Source organism: Nostoc flagelliforme FACHB-838 (assembly GCF_014698065.1).
Taxonomy (GTDB): domain Bacteria; phylum Cyanobacteriota; class Cyanobacteriia; order Cyanobacteriales; family Nostocaceae; genus Nostoc; species Nostoc flagelliforme_B.
In genome coordinates this window covers 33,212-50,654 of the sequence record NZ_JACJSI010000012.1, presented here as the reverse complement: position 1 = coordinate 50,654, position 17,443 = coordinate 33,212, and the positions used below count along the sequence as shown (strand labels likewise).

Annotated in this window: 20 protein-coding genes and 1 pseudogene; 10 read left to right on the top strand and 11 right to left on the bottom strand. The window is 41.5% G+C overall.

The genetic code is table 11. From position 1 onward, the window contains the following. The first annotated feature begins 443 nt into the window (after positions 1–443). Positions 444–3,503, top strand: a complete 3,060-nt coding sequence (locus tag H6G97_RS52305; RefSeq protein WP_242054861.1) for a hypothetical protein — start codon at positions 444–446, stop codon at positions 3,501–3,503. 214 nt (positions 3,504–3,717) lie between these two features. Continuing rightward, positions 3,718–3,828, top strand: coding sequence for a photosystem I reaction center subunit VIII (gene psaI, locus H6G97_RS09030; protein WP_100899265.1), 111 nt, complete (start codon positions 3,718–3,720; stop codon positions 3,826–3,828). A gap of 384 nt (positions 3,829–4,212) precedes the next feature. Here the strand turns inward: psaI and H6G97_RS09025 are convergent, their stop codons facing one another. From H6G97_RS09025 to H6G97_RS09000, 6 genes are all read right to left on the bottom strand, one after another. Beyond that, complete coding sequence (locus H6G97_RS09025; RefSeq protein WP_012411803.1) at positions 4,213–4,332, bottom strand: photosystem II reaction center protein J; 120 nt, start codon at positions 4,330–4,332, stop codon at positions 4,213–4,215. Between the two features lie 70 nt (positions 4,333–4,402). Then, positions 4,403–4,525: a photosystem II reaction center protein PsbL gene (locus H6G97_RS09020; protein ID WP_012411802.1), complete on the bottom strand. Its 123-nt coding sequence runs from the start codon at positions 4,523–4,525 to the stop codon at positions 4,403–4,405. An 8-nt stretch (positions 4,526–4,533) separates the two neighbouring features. Continuing rightward, on the bottom strand, positions 4,534–4,671 hold the full coding sequence (psbF, locus tag H6G97_RS09015) for a cytochrome b559 subunit beta (RefSeq protein WP_015115279.1): 138 nt from the start codon (positions 4,669–4,671) through the stop codon (positions 4,534–4,536). A gap of 9 nt (positions 4,672–4,680) precedes the next feature. Beyond that, on the bottom strand, positions 4,681–4,929 hold the full coding sequence (gene psbE / locus H6G97_RS09010; protein WP_190940290.1) for a cytochrome b559 subunit alpha: 249 nt from the start codon (positions 4,927–4,929) through the stop codon (positions 4,681–4,683). 178 nt (positions 4,930–5,107) lie between these two features. Beyond that, entirely contained in the window at positions 5,108–6,127 is a 1,020-nt protein-coding gene (locus tag H6G97_RS09005) for a photosynthesis system II assembly factor Ycf48 (RefSeq protein WP_190940289.1), read from the bottom strand. 177 nt (positions 6,128–6,304) lie between these two features. After that, positions 6,305–6,640, bottom strand: a complete 336-nt coding sequence (locus H6G97_RS09000; RefSeq protein WP_190940288.1) for a rubredoxin — start codon at positions 6,638–6,640, stop codon at positions 6,305–6,307. Positions 6,641–6,974: 334 nt separating this feature from the next. On the opposite strand from H6G97_RS09000, the gene ndhC reads away from it, so the two are divergent. The 3 genes from ndhC to H6G97_RS08985 are packed head-to-tail and all read left to right on the top strand — an operon-like array spanning position 6,975 to position 8,588. Then, on the top strand, positions 6,975–7,337 hold the full coding sequence (gene ndhC / locus H6G97_RS08995) for a photosynthetic/respiratory NAD(P)H-quinone oxidoreductase subunit C (RefSeq protein WP_100899269.1): 363 nt from the start codon (positions 6,975–6,977) through the stop codon (positions 7,335–7,337). Next, positions 7,328–8,065, top strand: coding sequence for a photosynthetic/respiratory NAD(P)H-quinone oxidoreductase subunit K (ndhK, locus tag H6G97_RS08990; RefSeq protein ID WP_190940287.1), 738 nt, complete (start codon positions 7,328–7,330; stop codon positions 8,063–8,065). The genes ndhC and ndhK overlap by 10 nt, the downstream gene beginning before the upstream one ends. Further along, positions 8,058–8,588: an NAD(P)H-quinone oxidoreductase subunit J gene (locus tag H6G97_RS08985; protein WP_190940286.1), complete on the top strand. Its 531-nt coding sequence runs from the start codon at positions 8,058–8,060 to the stop codon at positions 8,586–8,588. The genes ndhK and H6G97_RS08985 overlap by 8 nt, the downstream gene beginning before the upstream one ends. A 70-nt stretch (positions 8,589–8,658) precedes the next feature. On the opposite strand, the pseudogene H6G97_RS08980 reads toward H6G97_RS08985, so the two are convergent. Continuing rightward, positions 8,659–9,529: pseudogene (locus tag H6G97_RS08980) on the bottom strand (Rpn family recombination-promoting nuclease/putative transposase). Between the two features lie 246 nt (positions 9,530–9,775). On the opposite strand from H6G97_RS08980, the gene H6G97_RS08975 reads away from it, so the two are divergent. Then, positions 9,776–10,171, top strand: coding sequence for a Pepco domain-containing protein (locus H6G97_RS08975; protein WP_190940285.1), 396 nt, complete (start codon positions 9,776–9,778; stop codon positions 10,169–10,171). A 63-nt stretch (positions 10,172–10,234) separates the two neighbouring features. On the opposite strand, the gene H6G97_RS08970 is transcribed toward H6G97_RS08975, so the two are convergent. From H6G97_RS08970 to H6G97_RS08965, 3 genes are all read right to left on the bottom strand, one after another. Continuing rightward, on the bottom strand, positions 10,235–10,447 hold the full coding sequence (locus tag H6G97_RS08970) for a DUF6887 family protein (protein WP_190940284.1): 213 nt from the start codon (positions 10,445–10,447) through the stop codon (positions 10,235–10,237). Then, complete coding sequence (locus tag H6G97_RS55890; protein ID WP_422394173.1) at positions 10,444–10,617, bottom strand: DUF6888 family protein; 174 nt, start codon at positions 10,615–10,617, stop codon at positions 10,444–10,446. The genes H6G97_RS08970 and H6G97_RS55890 overlap by 4 nt, the downstream gene beginning before the upstream one ends. Positions 10,618–10,767: 150 nt before the next feature. Continuing rightward, a complete protein-coding gene (locus H6G97_RS08965; RefSeq protein ID WP_190940283.1) occupies positions 10,768–11,136 on the bottom strand; it encodes a hypothetical protein in 369 nt (122 codons plus the stop codon). 181 nt (positions 11,137–11,317) lie between these two features. Between H6G97_RS08965 and H6G97_RS08960 the strand changes: the two genes are divergently transcribed. From H6G97_RS08960 to H6G97_RS08945, 4 genes are all read left to right on the top strand, one after another. Beyond that, on the top strand, positions 11,318–11,515 hold the full coding sequence (locus H6G97_RS08960; RefSeq protein WP_190940282.1) for a hypothetical protein: 198 nt from the start codon (positions 11,318–11,320) through the stop codon (positions 11,513–11,515). 677 nt (positions 11,516–12,192) lie between these two features. Further along, on the top strand, positions 12,193–13,485 hold the full coding sequence (locus H6G97_RS08955) for an ATP-binding protein (protein ID WP_190940281.1): 1,293 nt from the start codon (positions 12,193–12,195) through the stop codon (positions 13,483–13,485). Beyond that, positions 13,475–15,301 carry a tetratricopeptide repeat protein gene (locus tag H6G97_RS08950; RefSeq protein ID WP_190940280.1) on the top strand — a complete coding sequence of 609 codons (1,827 nt, stop codon included), beginning with the start codon at positions 13,475–13,477 and terminating at the stop codon, positions 15,299–15,301. The genes H6G97_RS08955 and H6G97_RS08950 overlap by 11 nt, the downstream gene beginning before the upstream one ends. Positions 15,302–15,597: 296 nt before the next feature. Then, positions 15,598–16,170, top strand: coding sequence for an REP-associated tyrosine transposase (locus H6G97_RS08945; RefSeq protein ID WP_190940279.1), 573 nt, complete (start codon positions 15,598–15,600; stop codon positions 16,168–16,170). A gap of 113 nt (positions 16,171–16,283) precedes the next feature. On the opposite strand, the gene H6G97_RS08940 is transcribed toward H6G97_RS08945, so the two are convergent. Further along, the gene (locus tag H6G97_RS08940) at positions 16,284–17,360 is read right to left on the bottom strand and encodes a PstS family phosphate ABC transporter substrate-binding protein (protein WP_190940278.1); all 1,077 of its coding nucleotides are present in this window, start codon (positions 17,358–17,360) and stop codon (positions 16,284–16,286) included. Positions 17,361–17,443: the final 83 nt, after the last annotated feature.

Genomic DNA, 17,443 nt, shown 5'->3' with positions numbered 1-17,443 from the left:
CAGAGGACACTTAAGAGCCACATCCTACCTTTTTGTAGCAAAAATGTGGGTATTTACGATTCAATAACAATTCTCAAGTGAATCTTAACTTATTCTACGTTGTGTCTACTGCAAATTGGAAATTTTGGTAAAAAATAATACAAAAATTTTTGCACTAGGTTGAGCAAAGGCAACTAAAGAGATCCATTGCATATCTGTTAATTTAGCACTGGAGTTTGTCAAACTTAATATTCAGAAAATAACAAAAGCTTTACCCACAAGCAACAGGGCGACCTGTTGGAATTCCCTTGACATGACTAGTTAAAGTGAGAAAAGTCAAGTAAGTAAAACTTAGTTAACTTGATAGCTATTCAAGTGATGCATTTACAAAATACTGAGGTAAACTTGCAAGCAAGTTAATCACAATATTACTCAGCGGCTCGTCGGTCTGGGCATCACTCACAATGGAACACTGGCAATTTCTGATACAGAAACAAGGCGATCGCTCGTGGCATGTCCTAGAATCGCCAAATTTGGAACTTTTGGAAGGACAGTATAGAGTTTTAGCTCGTTCTAACCTTCCTAATACAGATGTGGAAGTACGGGTAACTCACTCTTCAACCGAGGAAGTTCAACCAACGCGGCGAATTTTTAAGCGATCGCGTCGTACTAACTCAGAAGGCTTAATGGCGGTAATTCCTTTTACCTACTTCCAGCCGGGTGTGTGGGAGTTGCGCTGTTCCGGCGATTTGATGGCGGAGCTGCTCGGTAAATCTTGGCAATACAGAGTGCAGCTGCAAGTCTTGTCACAAGTGGCAGAAGGGGAAAATGTAGAATCAAATTCACCCGCACTAGCAGAAACCGCACTAGATAATAATGCGATCGCTGTTTCCGCAGAATTGGCAGCTAATACAGACAGCAACCCTGCCACCATTGTTGTGCCAGATGAAGGCAACTTAGAATACATTGCTCCAGCAGAACCGACAATTATCTTAGATGATGCGATCGCTGTTTCCACAGAATTGGCAACAACTACAGACAGCAACCCTGCCACCATTGTTGTGCCAGATGAAGGCAACTTAGAATACATTGCTCCAGCAGAACCGACAATTACCTTAGATGATGCGATCGCTGTTTCCACAGAATTGGCAGCTACTACAGACAGCAACTCTGCCACCATTGTTGTGCCAGATGAAGGCAACTTAGAATACATTGCTCCAGAAGAACCGACAATTACCTTAGATGATGCGATCGCTGTTTCCGCAGAACTGGCAACTAATACTATTCTGCTAAATGAAACGGAAGAAGATATAGTTATCGATGAGCCTGCGAGTCCTGTGTGGCTCAAAGGTGAAACGGCAGAAGAAATTTTACAAAATTTAATAGATTTAGATTTACCCACTTCTGAACCTTTATCCAAAAATGAAAAGGTTACAGATTCTTCAGCAACACAACTACCGCCACCATTACTGCTAACTTTAGGTCAAGATACTTACATTGCCCGTTGGGGAAAACGTCTGACAATCAACGGACACATAGAACTCAAAGAAAAGATAAATTTAGATCAGGCTGAAACATTATCCTCAAAAAGCCTACGGGCACTTGAACTAGAAATTGAACTGCGATCGCCCAATAACTCGAAAATTTTGACTCAGGTACGGCAACCGTTACCAAATCAACAGTTGCCCTTCACCATCAATACCTCAATTGATATTCCTGCTGACTGTGAATCCAAATTAATTTTGGCAGATATCAGTTTGTATGGTAAATTCACCGATGATAGTGAAATCATGCGGTTAGCCAGCCAGTCTTTCACCATTACAGCAGATGTAACACAATTACTGGCAATCACTGCCGCAGCAAAACCTAGTACATCGTTAAATGACTCGATAGCACCATCAGACTCATCTGCTGCTTTCGCAGAGGCAGAAGCACCTGTTAGGCTCGACTTGAAACTATTCAATCTGGTCAAGATTCCAAAAACAGAGCAGCCTCAGATACTCGATCCATCCCCAAATACATCCCTACCAGCGCAAATTAACCTGCAAGTTCTGCGAGAAACTACCTTGCGGACAACATCTAAGCTAAAGAATTCAGCCACTTCGCCTCAATTGCCTCAATTGCCAAAATTACCTCCTGTTCAAATCGATGCCAACACTCCCACAGATGTTGTTACAGAACCCCCTGCACAGAAAGAACTTCTAGAAAAGGATGTTACTATCACTGTGATCAATTTGGAGCAGTTGGTCATCAGGCAACGTCGAATGCCAATACTCGCCACTACTTTGCCATATTTGAAACGGCTACAAGCTTTACCAAATGATGCAGAAGAAGAAGTAAAAAACAATGTTTCCCCAGATGCATTGGAAGTTAAAGCGGCTGAAGACTTCCCGCAGTTGGATGGAATTGTAGCGGTAGATGAAAATACGCCTGAATTAGTAGTAGGCGATGCACAATTCCAGGAAGAATCTGTTGTTGAAATAAAAACTCAGCAAAATGAACAATTCCAGGAAGAATCTGTTGTTGAAATAGAAACTCAGCAAAATGAACAATTCCAGGAAGAATCTGTTGCGGAAATAGAAGCCCAGCAAAATGCACAATTCATTACAACAGGCAATCTTTACTCATCTCCTCTGCTCAGGAAGTGGATGCAGAGCCAAGGTTACTCTTTGCCTGAATCCACCAATGATCTGCAACCTCAAGACTACGATAACTATGTTCCAGCGCAGCTGATGCCCGTTTCTCTAGATGCAGAAACTGCGAATGTTGATATCAATTTGCCGTTAAACCTAGATGTCAACACGGATATGTTACACGAACAAGATACATGGCAAGAAGTCCAACGGTTAGTTTCTGATCTGGGTAACTTAGGGGAAGATGTAGATACAGCCAAGGAAGCGGATCTGGGGATAGAAGAAAATACGGAAATAGAAAAAGTATTAGAACCAACGCTATCATCGGCTCTGTCGAGACAACTACCGCCACCTCCTCCTCCGATAAAAATAAATATAGCTTCGGCTTGGTTGGCGCAAGAAATCGTTGTAGATGATACATATAGTGAACTGGAAGCCGATACAAAAAGAAGTTACCCTTTTGAAGAAGAGGAGCAACCACTATTAGATTTATCTGCTTCCTTGCCTAGAATTGCGGCGGCCATTGAGTCTTTACCAATTCCACAGTTGCATCTGCCAGAAGGCGAACTAATCTCTGGCAAGCCTGTAATGGTGCGCGTAGTATTGCCTGAAGTACCTCCGCAAGTTGTTGTCAAGTTATGGCTAAAAGATTATCAAACTCGCTGGTTACTAGATGGGCCTCATCTATTGACAGATTTACTACCTAATGTATCGGGAGGTTTGGAGGTGATAACACAATTAAACATTCCCTTTGGCTGTTTGGAAATTCGCTTAGAAGCGATCGCACTTGATTTGACAACACAACAGGAGAGTCACAAAGTTACAATCGTAAAGACTGTAATTCCTCCAGACTTGCCAAGCTTGCAGCTAGATGAACTCCTCGGTATGTAACTCAGGTTTGAGGCGCATGGGGCATGGAGAAGAGGCAGAGGAGCAGTTCTTGCTGAGAGCAGAGGGGAGAGAGCTAATTTTTATTCTCCCCCTTGCCCCCACTCCCCACTCCCCACATTCCCTGTGTTAAAAATCTTTAGAATTTCAAAAATCTTGGCAGCATTTGCAGTAAGCTCATTTTGAATTGTAGTGTTATTTAACAGGAACCTTTACTATGGCAGCTTCCTTTTTGCCTTCTATCTTAGTTCCGCTCACTGGTTTGGTTTTTCCCGCTGTTACCTTCGCGTTTTTCTTTTTATACATTGAAAGAGACGATATTGGTTGATCTAGTCACGAGCCATTAGTCATTAGTCAAGTTTTCGGATAAGCAAGTGCTATTAATTCCAATACAGTTCAGTTAGCTTGTTTACCCTGCGGAGATCCCCCTAACCCACGCCAATTGCTCCACTTTAGGAGACCCCAAGATTGCAGTGGCTCCCCTTCAAAAGAGAGGCTATTTTCCTCCTGTACCCCCTTTTGAAGGGGGTCGCCACAGGCGGGAGGATCTTATCCGAACCGTATTGCCATCAATTCTGTCGGATATGTTTCTAGACTATTGACCAAAATTAATACCGCCTATCTTATGGAGACAGGCGGTTTTTTTAACGTTGATTTCTCAACAAATGCTAGAAAATTCTGACTTATAGTGTTCGGTTCAAACTAACTAATGTTAAATCGAAGAACCTAGTCCGGCGTAGGCACCATAAAAGAAAATGCCCAGGACTGTAATTATACCTAAACCTGCGATCGTAGCGACGACCCACAGGGGAATTCTCCCACTTCCAGACACAGCTTCTTTCCTCCCTTAACAACAAATCAACACAGGTTCAACAAACAAAGACTAACAGCAGAACTTCCAGTTAGTTAAAGAAGTAACTGGAAAACAGAATTCCCAGAACGAAAACTAGTAGTAGTCCCAGGTATAGCGAAGTCCGGTTTAGTTCAACCGGTTGATTATTGGGATTAGGCGATCTTTCTACCATAATTACTCCTAACGTTGAATAAATTGCATTGCGGCGATCGCGCCTAAAAAGAATACAGTTGGTACACCTAAGGTGTGAACTGCCAGCCATCTAACGGTAAAAATTGGATAGGTAACTGGTTGATTGATGTTATTGCCGCTAGTCATGATCTCAAATTACTTTCCGATAAATTGGTCAACTTGTTTTTTAGCTTCAAAACGGTTCTTCACAATGGGCACTTCTTGCCGCGCTGGTGTGAAATACTCATTGGGGCGGGGTGTGCCAAAAGCATCATAAGCCAGTCCGGTGCTGACAAATAACCAACCAGCAATAAACAATGCCGGAATGGTGATGCTGTGAATTACCCAGTAACGAACGCTGGTAATGATGTCCGAAAACGGACGTTCTCCAGTGGTACCTGACATTTAGATTCCTGCCTTCACAAAGAATGTTATAGAGTTTATTATCCTACAAAGTTAAGAAAGAGTTACAAGTTGCAACGTTCTTCTCAGAAATAGTACTAGGGATTGGGTATTAGCTATTGGAAATTAGGCTATTGGGAAAACTCTTACCTAGTCCCCAATTCCCAGCCCTCATTCCCCATTAAGCTGCTTCTGGAGAAGTTGTTTCCGGGTTTGGTAAATATTTGAGCAATACGCCGCGATCGCCTATTATAAATCCCCGTTCTGGCTCTAAGAACACAATTTTGTACAAATTAGCAGCAACTTCTTCTACCTCACGGTCTTTTTCCCACGTTTTACCACCATCGGGACTCCGTAGCAAATTACCGCTACCGCCACCTATCCAAATTTCATCAGGTGTGCGATATGCCAAATCTAGTAAACCCCAGCTGGTGGATAACTCTGGATATTTTGCCTCTTGCCATTCTTCAGGTTTAGTTGGGTCACTAAACTGAACTTGACCTCCTCTAGCTAGCAACCACAATTGCCCATTGTCACCAAAGCCCATGTTTTCTACTCGCCGAGAACTATTGCGGTTATGGGGAACCCAAGCATCTTGGCCTGGTTCCCAAGTCGAGTAGAAACTACCCTTAGCGGAAACAGCAATATACTTACCATCAGCAGAACGCTCTAAGTTACGCACCACACCCACTGCTGATTCCACCTGGGCTTTCCAGTTTTTGCCGCCGTCTGTGGTTTTATAAATGGCTCCGACATTAGTAGCCATTTCCGCTGTGTTTTTTGCTACTGCCTTAACTGCGATCGGGCTACCTGGTAGCTTTTCGCTTAGGGGAATACGCGACCAAGAAGCACCTTCATCAGTAGTGTGCAGCAACAGTCCAGGTTCTCCGGCAATCCAGCCTTCTTTACCTGCAAAACTTACTGAGTCAAAACGATACTTTTGCTCATCCAGTTGCAGTGTTATTGGTTTCCACGTATCACCACCGTCATTAGTTTCCAACAAGGTGGCATTGCTACCTACTAAGTAGCCATGTTCAGGGTTATCAGTAAAAGCAATATCCAATAAATTCGAGTTTGTTGGCACAGAAATGACTTTCCAAGGGTTGTAACTAACAGAGGGAATTTTGCTACAACCTATGCACATGACGACTACTATCAACAAGGCAGCTATTCGTTGCCAACTTTTCACAAATGAATGCATCAGTATTTCTTAATTGTTTCTAAATTTTTGTAGGAGTCGTCAGTCAGGATGCTGGGCAATCCTGAGTTCTTCATTTTGTTAGTGCAGCGTAAAGCCTTCTCTACGAGAGGCTGCGCCAACGGCATGGCTTCGCTTAGAGCGAGTCCGTGAGCGTCATTTTAAATTACTTAACGGCTCTTACTGTAAGCCGTAGAGACTAATAAAAAACAAAAAGCCAAGAGCCAAAGCGCCAAAAATCAGGATATTTTTTTGGGTTGGCGTTAGGTTGTTGACACCTAAACCGTAACCGAGATTTTCTTTGAAGCCGGATGCAGTACCCGCAGGGCCGATGTTGGCAAAAGCGGTCTTCTTGGCACTACAAACTGGACAACGCCAATTTGTGGGCAGTTCTGCAAAGAGTGTCCCGGAAGGAATATCATGCGTGTCGTCTCCCTTCTCAGGTTCGTAAACATAACCGCAGGCGCGACACTCGTAGTGGTCTAACACCGGAGTCTCAACAACTGGTTCGCTCATGGCTAGGGCCTCGCAGAGGAGAATTCTTAAATATACGTTAAAAATTATGACATAATTGTTAGGCTTTTCTATCACTACCAAAAACGAATCAAATACCTGAAGTGCGTCTGTTTCCCAGATTTCAGAAAAACCAAATAGATATAATGTAAAAGAAAGTTACGCAGTTGAGGGATTGGGTAGAGATTTGGGATTTGGTACTGGGGTCTGGGTACTGGGCATTAATTATCCTCCTTGTCTTTTTTATCTCCCTAGTCCTCCAGTCTCTAGCCCCCAATCCCCAGTTCCCAATCCCCAGCCACTACTTAAAACACTCCATAAGCGGTAGATACTCATTGTGTTTGTCCTCAGCGGTTACGAGTACCTTCTAGGCTTCTTCATAGTCTGTAGCCTAGTTCCTGCCTTAGCGCTCTCAGCTTCCAAGCTTCTACGACCCAGTGGTTACAGCCCAGAACGGCACACCACTTATGAATCTGGTATGGAACCCATCGGGGGAGCCTGGATTCAATTCAATATCCGCTACTACATGTTTGCTCTGGTCTTCGTCGTCTTTGATGTGGAGACTGTATTCTTGTATCCTTGGGCGGTAGCTTTCCACCGTTTGGGGCTATTAGCATTTATTGAAGCGCTAGTCTTTATTGCAATTCTTGTAGTCGCTTTAGTTTACGCGTGGCGTAAAGGAGCTTTGGAATGGTCTTGAATTCTAATTTAACAACCCAGGGCAAAGAACGAATCATCAACCCCATTGAGCGGACTACAATCACTCAAGACCTTTCAGAAAACGTCATTTTGACGACGGTTGATGACCTCTACGACTGGGCGCGACTTTCTAGTCTGTGGCCGTTACTGTTTGGTACTGCTTGCTGCTTTATTGAGTTTGCAGCTTTAATTGGCTCCCGATTCGACTTTGACCGTTTTGGACTAATTCCCCGTTCTAGTCCCCGCCAAGCCGATTTAATTATTACGGCAGGGACTATTACGATGAAGATGGCTCCGCAATTGGTGCGTCTTTATGAACAAATGCCAGAGCCGAAGTATGTAATTGCGATGGGTGCTTGCACAATTACTGGCGGGATGTTCAGTGTTGATTCCCCCACGGCAGTACGCGGAGTCGATAAACTGATTCCTGTGGATGTGTATTTGCCTGGTTGTCCTCCCCGTCCCGAAGCAATTATTGACGCAATCATTAAGCTGCGGAAGAAAATCTCCAATGAATCGATGCAAGAGCGGGATAAAATTAAGCAAACTCACCGCTACTACAGCACGACTCATAACCTGAAGCCAGTAGATGAAATCTTAACTGGTAAGTATTTGCAGTCAGAAACTCGCTATGCACCACCGAAGGAATTGGCGGAAGCGATAGGTATGCCAATACCACCTGCACTGCTGACAGAAAAGGCGCAAAAGGAGGAACAAACCCGTGGCTGAAGAAGAATCTAAACCAGTACCAGCAGCCAAAGAAGAGGCATTGGTACAAGCGGGTAAAATTTCCCAGTGGTTAACGGAAAATGGCTTTGACCATGAGTTTTTAACACCGGATAAGAATGGTGTAGAGATAATTAAAGTGGGGGCAGATTTCTTGCTTCCTACCGCTACAGCCCTTTATGCTTATGGGTTTAATTATCTCCAGTTCCAAGGTGGCGTTGACCTTGGGCCAGGACAGGACTTGGTGAGTGTGTATCACTTGATTAAAGTCGGTGATAATAGCGATCGCCCCGAAGAAGTTCGAGTTAAGGTGTTCTTACCACGGGAAAACCCCGTAGTCCCTTCTCTGTACTGGATTTGGAAGACCGCAGATTGGCAAGAGCGCGAATCTTACGATATGTTTGGCATTATCTACGAAGGACACCCAAATCTCAAACGGCTTTTGATGCCGGAAGATTGGATAGGTTGGCCTTTGCGGAAGGATTACATCTCGCCTGATTTCTACGAGTTGCAAGACGCTTATTAGAGATTGCTGAATTTTAGCAGTAGTGATTAACCCCTTTCCGGTGGCGGAGAGGGGTTATGTTTTTGGTGTTTCATGTCAAGTTGGTTGACAGAATTTGCTGTAATTCATTGACTGTATTTACAGTTTTAATTGCCTGCTGAATTGCTTTTAATTTTTGCAAATCTGTAATTTGAGAAATTATCGGCATCAATTCTAAACCTTGATTGCCAAACTTAATTTCTAATGCTAATTCAATTCCTGAATATAACTCTTCTTTTCTTCCTCGCAGTTCTCCTAGTTCTTCCCCTTTGCTAAAAATTTCTTGATACCAAGGCGACTGTTCTAAAAGTGCCATATCCCATCAAAATCTGTTGAACTATTGCACTATCTAATACAAACGTAGCAAAAAATCCTAATACTGTTTCTAGTTGATTCAATTGTTCATCTGCACGTAAGATTCGCAATGCGTCCCGAATCGTAGACTCGTTATCACCTCCTTTGAGGATGGGTACAAATGGCAGTAGTGATGGTAATGGTTGTGCAAAGGCAATATTTACATCAACTTCCCACAGGTTAATGACACGATAATCTTGAATAGCACGTAAACCAGCAATATTTAATTCATAACTTGTCGGTATTTCAGCGTCACTTGCCTTGAGGATATTAATTAGTACTGGATATGTTGGCAAATTATATTTTTCTTCTGCAAGTGCTGCATAAGCACGCATCCTGCGCGGCATTTCGGATTTATAGCGCAGTTGTAATTCGTTAAGAACGAGAAATTTTCCATGCTGAGGACTTTCGACACGGATTAAAACATCACTTTCTCGACTTATCCACTGAAATTCTGAGTTGAGAATTTCGCCAGCAACAATATCAGGAATTTGCGTTACCCATTTTACCCAGTTATCAGGTGCAAGGCTGATTAAGCGTTTGGTGCTGACATCGGCGGGTTTTATCATGGGGTTGTAAATGCACTGAAAGTTATCAAATAATTGTACTTAATACTGGATTACAGATATTTAGATTTTTGATTGGACTATTTAGGGAAAGCGTAGGCAAAGCCCGTCGTAGACATCGCACTCAATCTGAGATAATTTGAGTGCGATCGCTAAAATGCTCAGTAAGATTTCCTAGTAATCGGAATCCCTATCTCTAGCGTTGTATCTATATTAGTGGGAAGATTTAATGTAAATATTTAAAATAATATGTCAGAAACACCCCAAAACGACGGTATTTGGATTGTGACGGATGATACCCCTCAAATATCGATTCCTGATGGTGCTAAAGGCGGGAGTAATAATACACGCAGTTGGGGAGACGAAACTATCAGGGAAAGTATTGGTAGCAAAGGGGTAGGAGATGCCGTTAAGGTTAGCGCTCAAACATTAGAGCAAAATATGACTCACTTCCTCAAAGTCGTGGGAAGTTTGTTTAGTCAGGCTGAACAGCAAGCAAAAGTCAACTCCAAGATGAAGCTAGATGAAATTGAGCTATCGGTAGAAATTAATGCAGATGGGGAAGTTAAATTAATTGGTAGTGGTGTCAAAGCTGGGAGTAAAGGAGCGATTAAGCTGAAGTTCAAGCGCCAAGAATCACAGTGAGATGGCAAAAAATTGGGCGATCGCGTTAGCGTAGCGGTAGCGACGTAGGAGCGTCATTGCGAATTACGAATTATTTAATTGTTCTAATTTTTGTTTAATCAAAATTTCAACTTCTTCAATCTCAGCATTCGATTTTGGGATGTCAAAAGTCTCTGGAGACGCTTCAGATGTAAAGCGGTCAACAAAAGCACGAAACGCTGCTTTGTTGTCGGAGTGAGCAATGACGAAGGCTCTTAACTCGGTTTTGCTCATGCTGCTAAATTCTGGCTCAATCACAAGAACCTCAAAAGACCATTGCGATAGATTTCTATCTCTATGTTATCTCCTGCCAAAATAAGCACATTACCTGTTTGTTCATCAAGGCGGAAAATGTAAATAGGAATGAATGTATTGGTCAAAGATTGACATAGTATGACACACCTGATGCCTTGTTCAGCAGTTGGCAAGATTTGTAGATCTCATAACCGCATAGCTTGGAATCAGAATAGCAGGTAAGGGGAAGAAAATATCAAACCATCTATAGCAATCCTAAATGAGTTGTGAAAATCGAGAGACTCAGATCCCCGACTTCTTTGAGAAGTCGGGGATCTTATTGTTCACGACTGATTTAGGACTGTTTGTTTTACTACTGGGCGTGGTTTTTTGCGGTCTGACCTGCGCGTTCCACCAGCCATTCCATATTCATCACTATTTTTGCCATAGCGAGATGCAACATTCAGTAGCATTTGCTCAGAATAAGTATTCAACTCACGTTCTGCTTCTATTAATGCATTGTGTGTTTTATCTACTATTGTTTGTGCTTGATTATAAGCGGCTAGCTTTTCTCGTAACTCAATTACTTTAATGTTGTAAGTAGCAATTGAAAACCCATTATTAAAGTCTAACTTAGGGTTAATTGTCTCCATTCCTTCAATCCGTCGTTCAGCTTTGGTGAGTGACATGGAGTTTCGTTTGCGTTGCGTCATATAGTTTTCCTGTTTGGATTAATTAATTTATAAATAACCCTGATCTTACACACTGAGTTATTTATATATCATCAAAATACGCAATAACCAGATGCACCAGCCACAGTGAAGTTACAGAATTTTAAGAGCATTGGATAGCATTAGGCAACTAGATAGATGCGGGTATATTTGCTGAAATTTGTTGAGAAAAGCTAGTTTTGATGTCGCAAAAGCTGGTTTTAATGTCGCAAAAGCTGGTTTTAATGTCGCAAAAGCTGGTTTTGATGTCGCAAAAGCTGGTTTTGATGTCGCAAAAGCTGGTTTTGATGTCGCAAAAGCTAGTTTTGATGTCGCAAAAGCTGGTTTGATGAAAGTTGTTCAAATAATTCATAACGCTTAATTGGCTCAACAGAACAACCCCACCCTAACCCTAGCCAATAAAAATCGCTAGTACAGCACGGCGTAAATAAAACAACTATTTCAAATCGTTCAAAAGCCTGTCTTTTAAGCTTTTTGACTTTTAGCTTCCGCCTTGCGGTACTGGGTATATAGCGGTTCCATTGAGGTGTGGTACAACATTATATCGCGTGGTGTAGGGGCACGGCAGTGCCGTGCCCCTACGGGTGTACCTCACACAAACGAGAAGCGCTATATTTCCAAAAGTGAGATACCTGCCTAGTAAACCAATAGTAACAACAGCTACCATCGCATCGGCTAAAGGAGGATGAGACGAAGCACGCTAAAAATTTATTTTTATAACTGAAAATTTTATTTTATTTATGTGTTAAGTAGCTTTCAGGATGTTATCTGTATAATCTATCATTCAGTCTGAATTATCGAATGTATAATCTATCATTCAGTTTTATTGATTATTGACCTCTGTTACTTATTGATAGGTTGAAATTTGGGTATTAAGACATCTCTTTTTAAGACATAACATACTACTCACCTAGTAGTTATTTATTAATTAAATTTGAGAAGTTATGTAGGCATACTCTATCCTAGACATTGCCTGAACTTGTGCTTTAAAAATCATGAGCCATTATATGAATAGTTAGCACATTTATGGCACTCTCTATGTCTGAAGACTTATTAAACTCCTTTCAAGAAGCATACAGTAATCTCGAACTGTTTCCGTTGATGGAACGGAACGAAATGGAAAAATTTCGAGTCGAATATGGTGATGATTTGATTGCAGACCTGAACCAATTAGTGGAAGATAGTCCTAATGGAGATGGCAAAATTGTCTTTACAGGACATCGGGGATGTGGTAAGTCTACTTTGTTAGCTGAGTTTAGCCGACAAATTCAAGATAAATATTTTGTAGTTCTGTTTTCTATTGCTGACAAAATTGAAATGTCGGCAGTTAATCATATTAATATACTGTTTGCGATCGCAGTTAATTTAATGACAGAGGCAGAAGCACGCAAAGTTGATATTCCGCAATCGACTAAAGAAGCTCTTTATAAGTGGTTTGCTACCCGTACTCGCACTGAAGAATCAAATTTGCAAGCAGAAGTTAGTGTAGGTTTTGACCTCTTAAAGTTAATTAGCTCTAAATTAAAAGCTGATGCTAGTGTTCGGGATGAAATTAAGCAAGAGTTTGAACGCAAGTTATCAGATTTAGTTGCCAGAATTAACGAAATAGCTGCTTTAATTCAAGCTGCAACTAAACAAAATGTTTTAGTAATTATTGATGATTTAGATAAGCTTGATTTAGGCAGAGTTAACGAAATCTATCGAGATAACATTAAAGCTCTTTGTCAACCTAACTTTCAAATTATCTACACAATCCCGATCGCAGTCCTTCGAGAAACATTTATCAGCACAATAATTGCCACTGAAACCAACGATCAAGTTGTGGCAATGCCTGTATTAAAAATTTTTGATAAAGGTAAAAATCGCTTCCCCAATGCTCAACCTCGCCCGGAAGCAACAAAGATTCTTGGTGAAGTTTTACAAAAGCGAATTTCCAGTGAATTGATCACGGCAGAAACTGCTGAGAAAATCGTAATTTACAGTGGTGGCGTATTGCGAGAGTTAATTCGGATTTCTAAGGAATGTTGCCGCATTTGTTTGCGAATGATCCGGCGAAATCCGACAGCCGAAGTTATTATTGATGATAAAATTCTCCTTCAGGCAATCAATAAAATACGCAATGACTTTTCTATACGTTTAGGAAAAGCTGATACAGATATTTTGCAGAGTGTTTATGAACAATTTATGCCTAATGATCCTAAACAAGCAGAGTTTTTAGATTTGCTACATGGGCTGTACGTTCTAGAATATCGCACTGATGAAACTTGGTACGATGTTCATCCAATTATTATCGAGAGCTTGAAAAGACAGGGAGCTATTAATGTTAAATGAAGAATTATTTGATGAGGGAGAAAATCAAGATGCCTATGATGATTTAATTGTTTCTATTGAAGCCCAAAAGCGAGGATTAAATTTATTGATTGCAGTTTGCGATGATGCTAGCTTTCGTGATGAGATTATTACCCAGTATGAAGCTGAACTGCAACCCGCTTTTCGTGCATATCGAGAGACTTTAGCACGTCACGAACCGAGCCTAAAAGCTGCGCTTAACCAACTGCTACAACAAGAAGAATATCTTCGTCAGCATAACCCGGCGGTGATTACTGTAACGGGTGCTGAACAACTTTATTTTCTCAGATTGGGAAACGAGCAATCGGAACAGGAGAAATTTTTTGGTTACTTACAATGGACAAGGGAAGGATTGCGCGAGTTTCCGTTTGCGATCGTACTTTGGGTAACTAACCAAATTTTAGTCAACTTGATTAAAAAAGCTCCTGATTTTTGGAGTTGGCGTAATGGTGTATTTCGGTTTGAATCTAAAAAGACGAATGCTATTCCTGGTAAAGAATTAGAACATATACGTTTTGTTTTTAGAGACACAGAATTAGCTAGCACAGATACTAATGAAGATAACTCCTTTTTCTTGCCCATCCAAGATTTACAAGGGTTAATTGAGAAAGTAGAACAGGAACAGGGAAGTAAAGATCGCAGTTTGGCTACTTTATACTCAAGATTAGGTGATATTTACCGCAGCAGATTAGAGCGGGGTGAGTCTCAAAATTATCAAGAAGAACAAGAACTAGTAATAAAGTATTGGCGTAAGGCAATTGAGCTACAAAATGAATCGGGTTTGCAGATAGATTTAGCTACTAGCCTCGACAATTTAGCAGGAATCTATCGTGCAACAGGAAACTACAGCGAAGCCGAACCATTATATCAACAAGCTTTAGAATTGAGGAAACGCCTGCTAGGAGACAACCATCCTTCTTTCGCTACTAGCCTGAATAATTTGGCAGGACTCTACAAATCTACTGGACAATATACTAAAGCAGAACTTTTATATCAGGATGCTTTGGAACTGAGGAAACACCTGTTAGGAGAAAACCATGCCGATGTTGTCGCCAGTCTTAACAATTTGGCATTACTATATGATGAACAAGGACGTTATGAAGAAGCAGAACCTCTGTATCTGCAATCATTAGAACTTGAAAAACGTTTGGTTGGCGAAAATCATCTTTCTTTCACTTTTATACTGAATAATTTAGCGCTACTTTATTATCATCAAGGACGTTACAGTGAAGCTGAACCGTTGTCGCTACAAGCAATAGAACTAGATAAGCAATTTTTGGGAGAAGAGAATCCCGATGTTGCAACAGATTTACACAATTTAGGATTGATATATCGCGCTCAAGGACGCTACGATCAAGCGGAATCTTTGTTTTTGGAATCGTTGGAACTCAAGGAACGTCTATTGCAAAAGGCGCATCCGCTTTTGGCAGATACTATTTATGCTCTTGGTTTTATGTACAGGGAGCAAGGGCGTTACAATGAAGCGGAACCCTTATGTATAAAAGCCTTAGAACTTGATAAGCACCTGTTGGGAGAAAATCATCCCAATGTTGCTGAAAGTCTCAATAATCTGGCAGAAATTTATCGTGAAACTGGACGTTACAGCGAAGCAGAACCGCTTTATTTGCAAGCTTTAGATATTTGTGAGCGAGTCTGGGGTGTAGATCATCTCCGTAGTGTGACGGTTCGCCAAAATCTAGAAAAGCTCGCCGTCGCAATGCAGAATAATGGAGAGTGCGATGTCTTGTCTAAAACACGCTGCGCGAACGACAACCCCTTCGAGGAACGCATTACATAGAGCAAAAACATTATTTTGGGTTAAGCTGACTCCAATGTAGAGATAGCAAAATGGCTAAAGACGTATTCCATCAACAGGTTAAAAAAGCAGCCAATTTACTTCTTATGCTGTCGAGTGAATGTAAATAGTTTCAACTCAGATGATAAATACATAAATAGTTAATGGTGCGTAGTTTACAGCCGTAGGCATCGCTTCCCCAAGATCCCCGACTTCTTTAAGAAGTCGGGGATCTGATTAGATTAGGGATCTGATTGGGTTAGAAGGGCATACTAAAGCAAAATCTCATATTCTTGCCTATGCCGCGACGACAAACCCCTCTGCAAACTGGCAACTTTTACCATGTCTATAATCGGGGGAACAATCGCCAAAAGATTTTCTTTGAGCGTGAGAACTATATTTATTTTCTCCAGTTGATAAGGGAACATCTCATAACTTATGCAGTAGATATTGTTGCTTATTGTTTAATGCCCAATCACTATCACTTTTTGGTCTATCTGAGAGATGAAACTCTGTCTGATGCAATGAAATCCCTCTCTCTTTCTTACACAAAGGCAATTAATAAGCGTTTTAATCGTTCTGGGGTGCTATTTCAGGGAAGGTTTCAAAGTATTCATATTTTACAAACTGACTATCTTCTCAACCTCTCACGTTATATTCATTTAAATCCGGTGAAAGCAGAACTGGTGCAGCAACCTGAAGAATGGGAGTTTTCCAGCTATTTGGAATATGCAGGATTACGAGGAGGAACACTAGCCAAAACAGAGTATATCAAGATGCAAATTGAGTCAGAATTAGCTTATCAGCAATTTTTAACGGATCATAACCTACCTGATAGCGCTGGTTTCAAAAGACTGCTACTGGATGATTAGCCTAACTAAAGATCCTCCCTAACTAAAGATCCCCGACTTCTTAAAGAAGTCGGGGATCTGAATAATCTGTAGTGGAAAGTGCGTAGGCGTAGCCCGTCGTAGACATCGCTGTACTAACGAACTCCAACAAAACCAGCTTGCTCAATTGCCCTTTGCCCTTCATCAGTTAATAAAAGCTTAGTGTATGCATCTCCAATCTGCTGTTCCCGATTTTTATTCTGCTTAATAATCACAAACAAATTAGCGATTAGGGGATAGCTACCATCTTTAATAGCCTGAGTATTTAGCTGGTTGCGCTGACGTAGACATTGCTCAGGTGACACCAGGGGTTCGCGGTAGGGGGGAATTAGCTGAACAGAAGTGCTACCCAATGGCAAAGCCTTCACACTACATTGAGGTAATACTGAACGGGCAGAAGCGTAATAGACACTACCAGGAGTTTTACTGAGTTGGCGCACTGCCTCTGTAGTAGAGTAGACGTACTCCACATTAGAGCCAAGTGTTTGCCCTTTTAAGTTGGTGTTGCTAGGAAATATTACTGTATCTGCGTTCTCTGGTCGTTGAGACAAAGGTGTAATGGGTAGATTTGGCCCACCTACTTGATTCCAGTTAGTAATTTTCCCCAAATAAATCTGCTGTAATTGATCAACAGTTAAACCAGGTACATTGAGTGATGGGTTGACTACCACTGCTATTCCATCCCTACCCACTTGACGTTGCTCAAGGGTGAAGCCTCGCTCTTTGGCCATAGCTTGTTCTTCATCTGTCAGAGGACGGGAAGACTGAGCAAAGTCTATTTTCCCATCAAGTAACATCCGAATGCCGGAGCTAGAACCAGGGCTACCACTAACAGGGTTTACATAGCGTAATTGTAATTCAGGGCGATCGCTCTGGATCTGAGAATCTACCAATTGTCGGATAGATGCCCAAGCTGTACTGCCTCCATAGTTAAATGAGGCATTGGGGACATCAGCAACTGTCTGAAAAGTTGATGCATTACTAGAGAGGGCGTTGAGATTCTGATTAGAGGAAGAGCTAACGCTCGTGCGAGACGCTAAATTTGGCTTCAGTAACCACCAAAGCAACCCGCCAATAACCATAAGCGTCAGCACTTTACCAATAATCAAACCTCTCAGGAAAAGGGCGATTTCACCGTTAATCAAAGCTTTTTTTTGATTTGTATTGTCCATATTTTTAAATGTTGTTTATTCTATTTATCCTACAGGAATTTATAAAAATTTAGGTTAAAAGCAAACTTGGAATCAGCAATTTA

Coding starts and splice junctions, on each gene's coding strand:
- H6G97_RS52305 (WP_242054861.1), top strand. CDS start 444: ATGGAACACTGGCAATTTCTGATACAGAAACAAGGCGATCGCTCGTGG.
- psaI (WP_100899265.1), top strand. CDS start 3,718: ATGGCAGCTTCCTTTTTGCCTTCTATCTTAGTTCCGCTCACTGGTTTG.
- H6G97_RS09020 (WP_012411802.1), bottom strand. CDS start 4,525: ATGGTAGAAAGATCGCCTAATCCCAATAATCAACCGGTTGAACTAAAC.
- psbF (WP_015115279.1), bottom strand. CDS start 4,671: ATGACTAGCGGCAATAACATCAATCAACCAGTTACCTATCCAATTTTT.
- psbE (WP_190940290.1), bottom strand. CDS start 4,929: ATGTCAGGTACCACTGGAGAACGTCCGTTTTCGGACATCATTACCAGC.
- H6G97_RS09005 (WP_190940289.1), bottom strand. CDS start 6,127: ATGCATTCATTTGTGAAAAGTTGGCAACGAATAGCTGCCTTGTTGATA.
- H6G97_RS09000 (WP_190940288.1), bottom strand. CDS start 6,640: ATGAGCGAACCAGTTGTTGAGACTCCGGTGTTAGACCACTACGAGTGT.
- ndhK (WP_190940287.1), top strand. CDS start 7,328: ATGGTCTTGAATTCTAATTTAACAACCCAGGGCAAAGAACGAATCATC.
- H6G97_RS08975 (WP_190940285.1), top strand. CDS start 9,776: ATGTCAGAAACACCCCAAAACGACGGTATTTGGATTGTGACGGATGAT.
- H6G97_RS08965 (WP_190940283.1), bottom strand. CDS start 11,136: ATGACGCAACGCAAACGAAACTCCATGTCACTCACCAAAGCTGAACGA.
- H6G97_RS08955 (WP_190940281.1), top strand. CDS start 12,193: ATGTCTGAAGACTTATTAAACTCCTTTCAAGAAGCATACAGTAATCTC.
- H6G97_RS08950 (WP_190940280.1), top strand. CDS start 13,475: ATGTTAAATGAAGAATTATTTGATGAGGGAGAAAATCAAGATGCCTAT.
- H6G97_RS08945 (WP_190940279.1), top strand. CDS start 15,598: ATGCCGCGACGACAAACCCCTCTGCAAACTGGCAACTTTTACCATGTC.
- H6G97_RS08940 (WP_190940278.1), bottom strand. CDS start 17,360: ATGGACAATACAAATCAAAAAAAAGCTTTGATTAACGGTGAAATCGCC.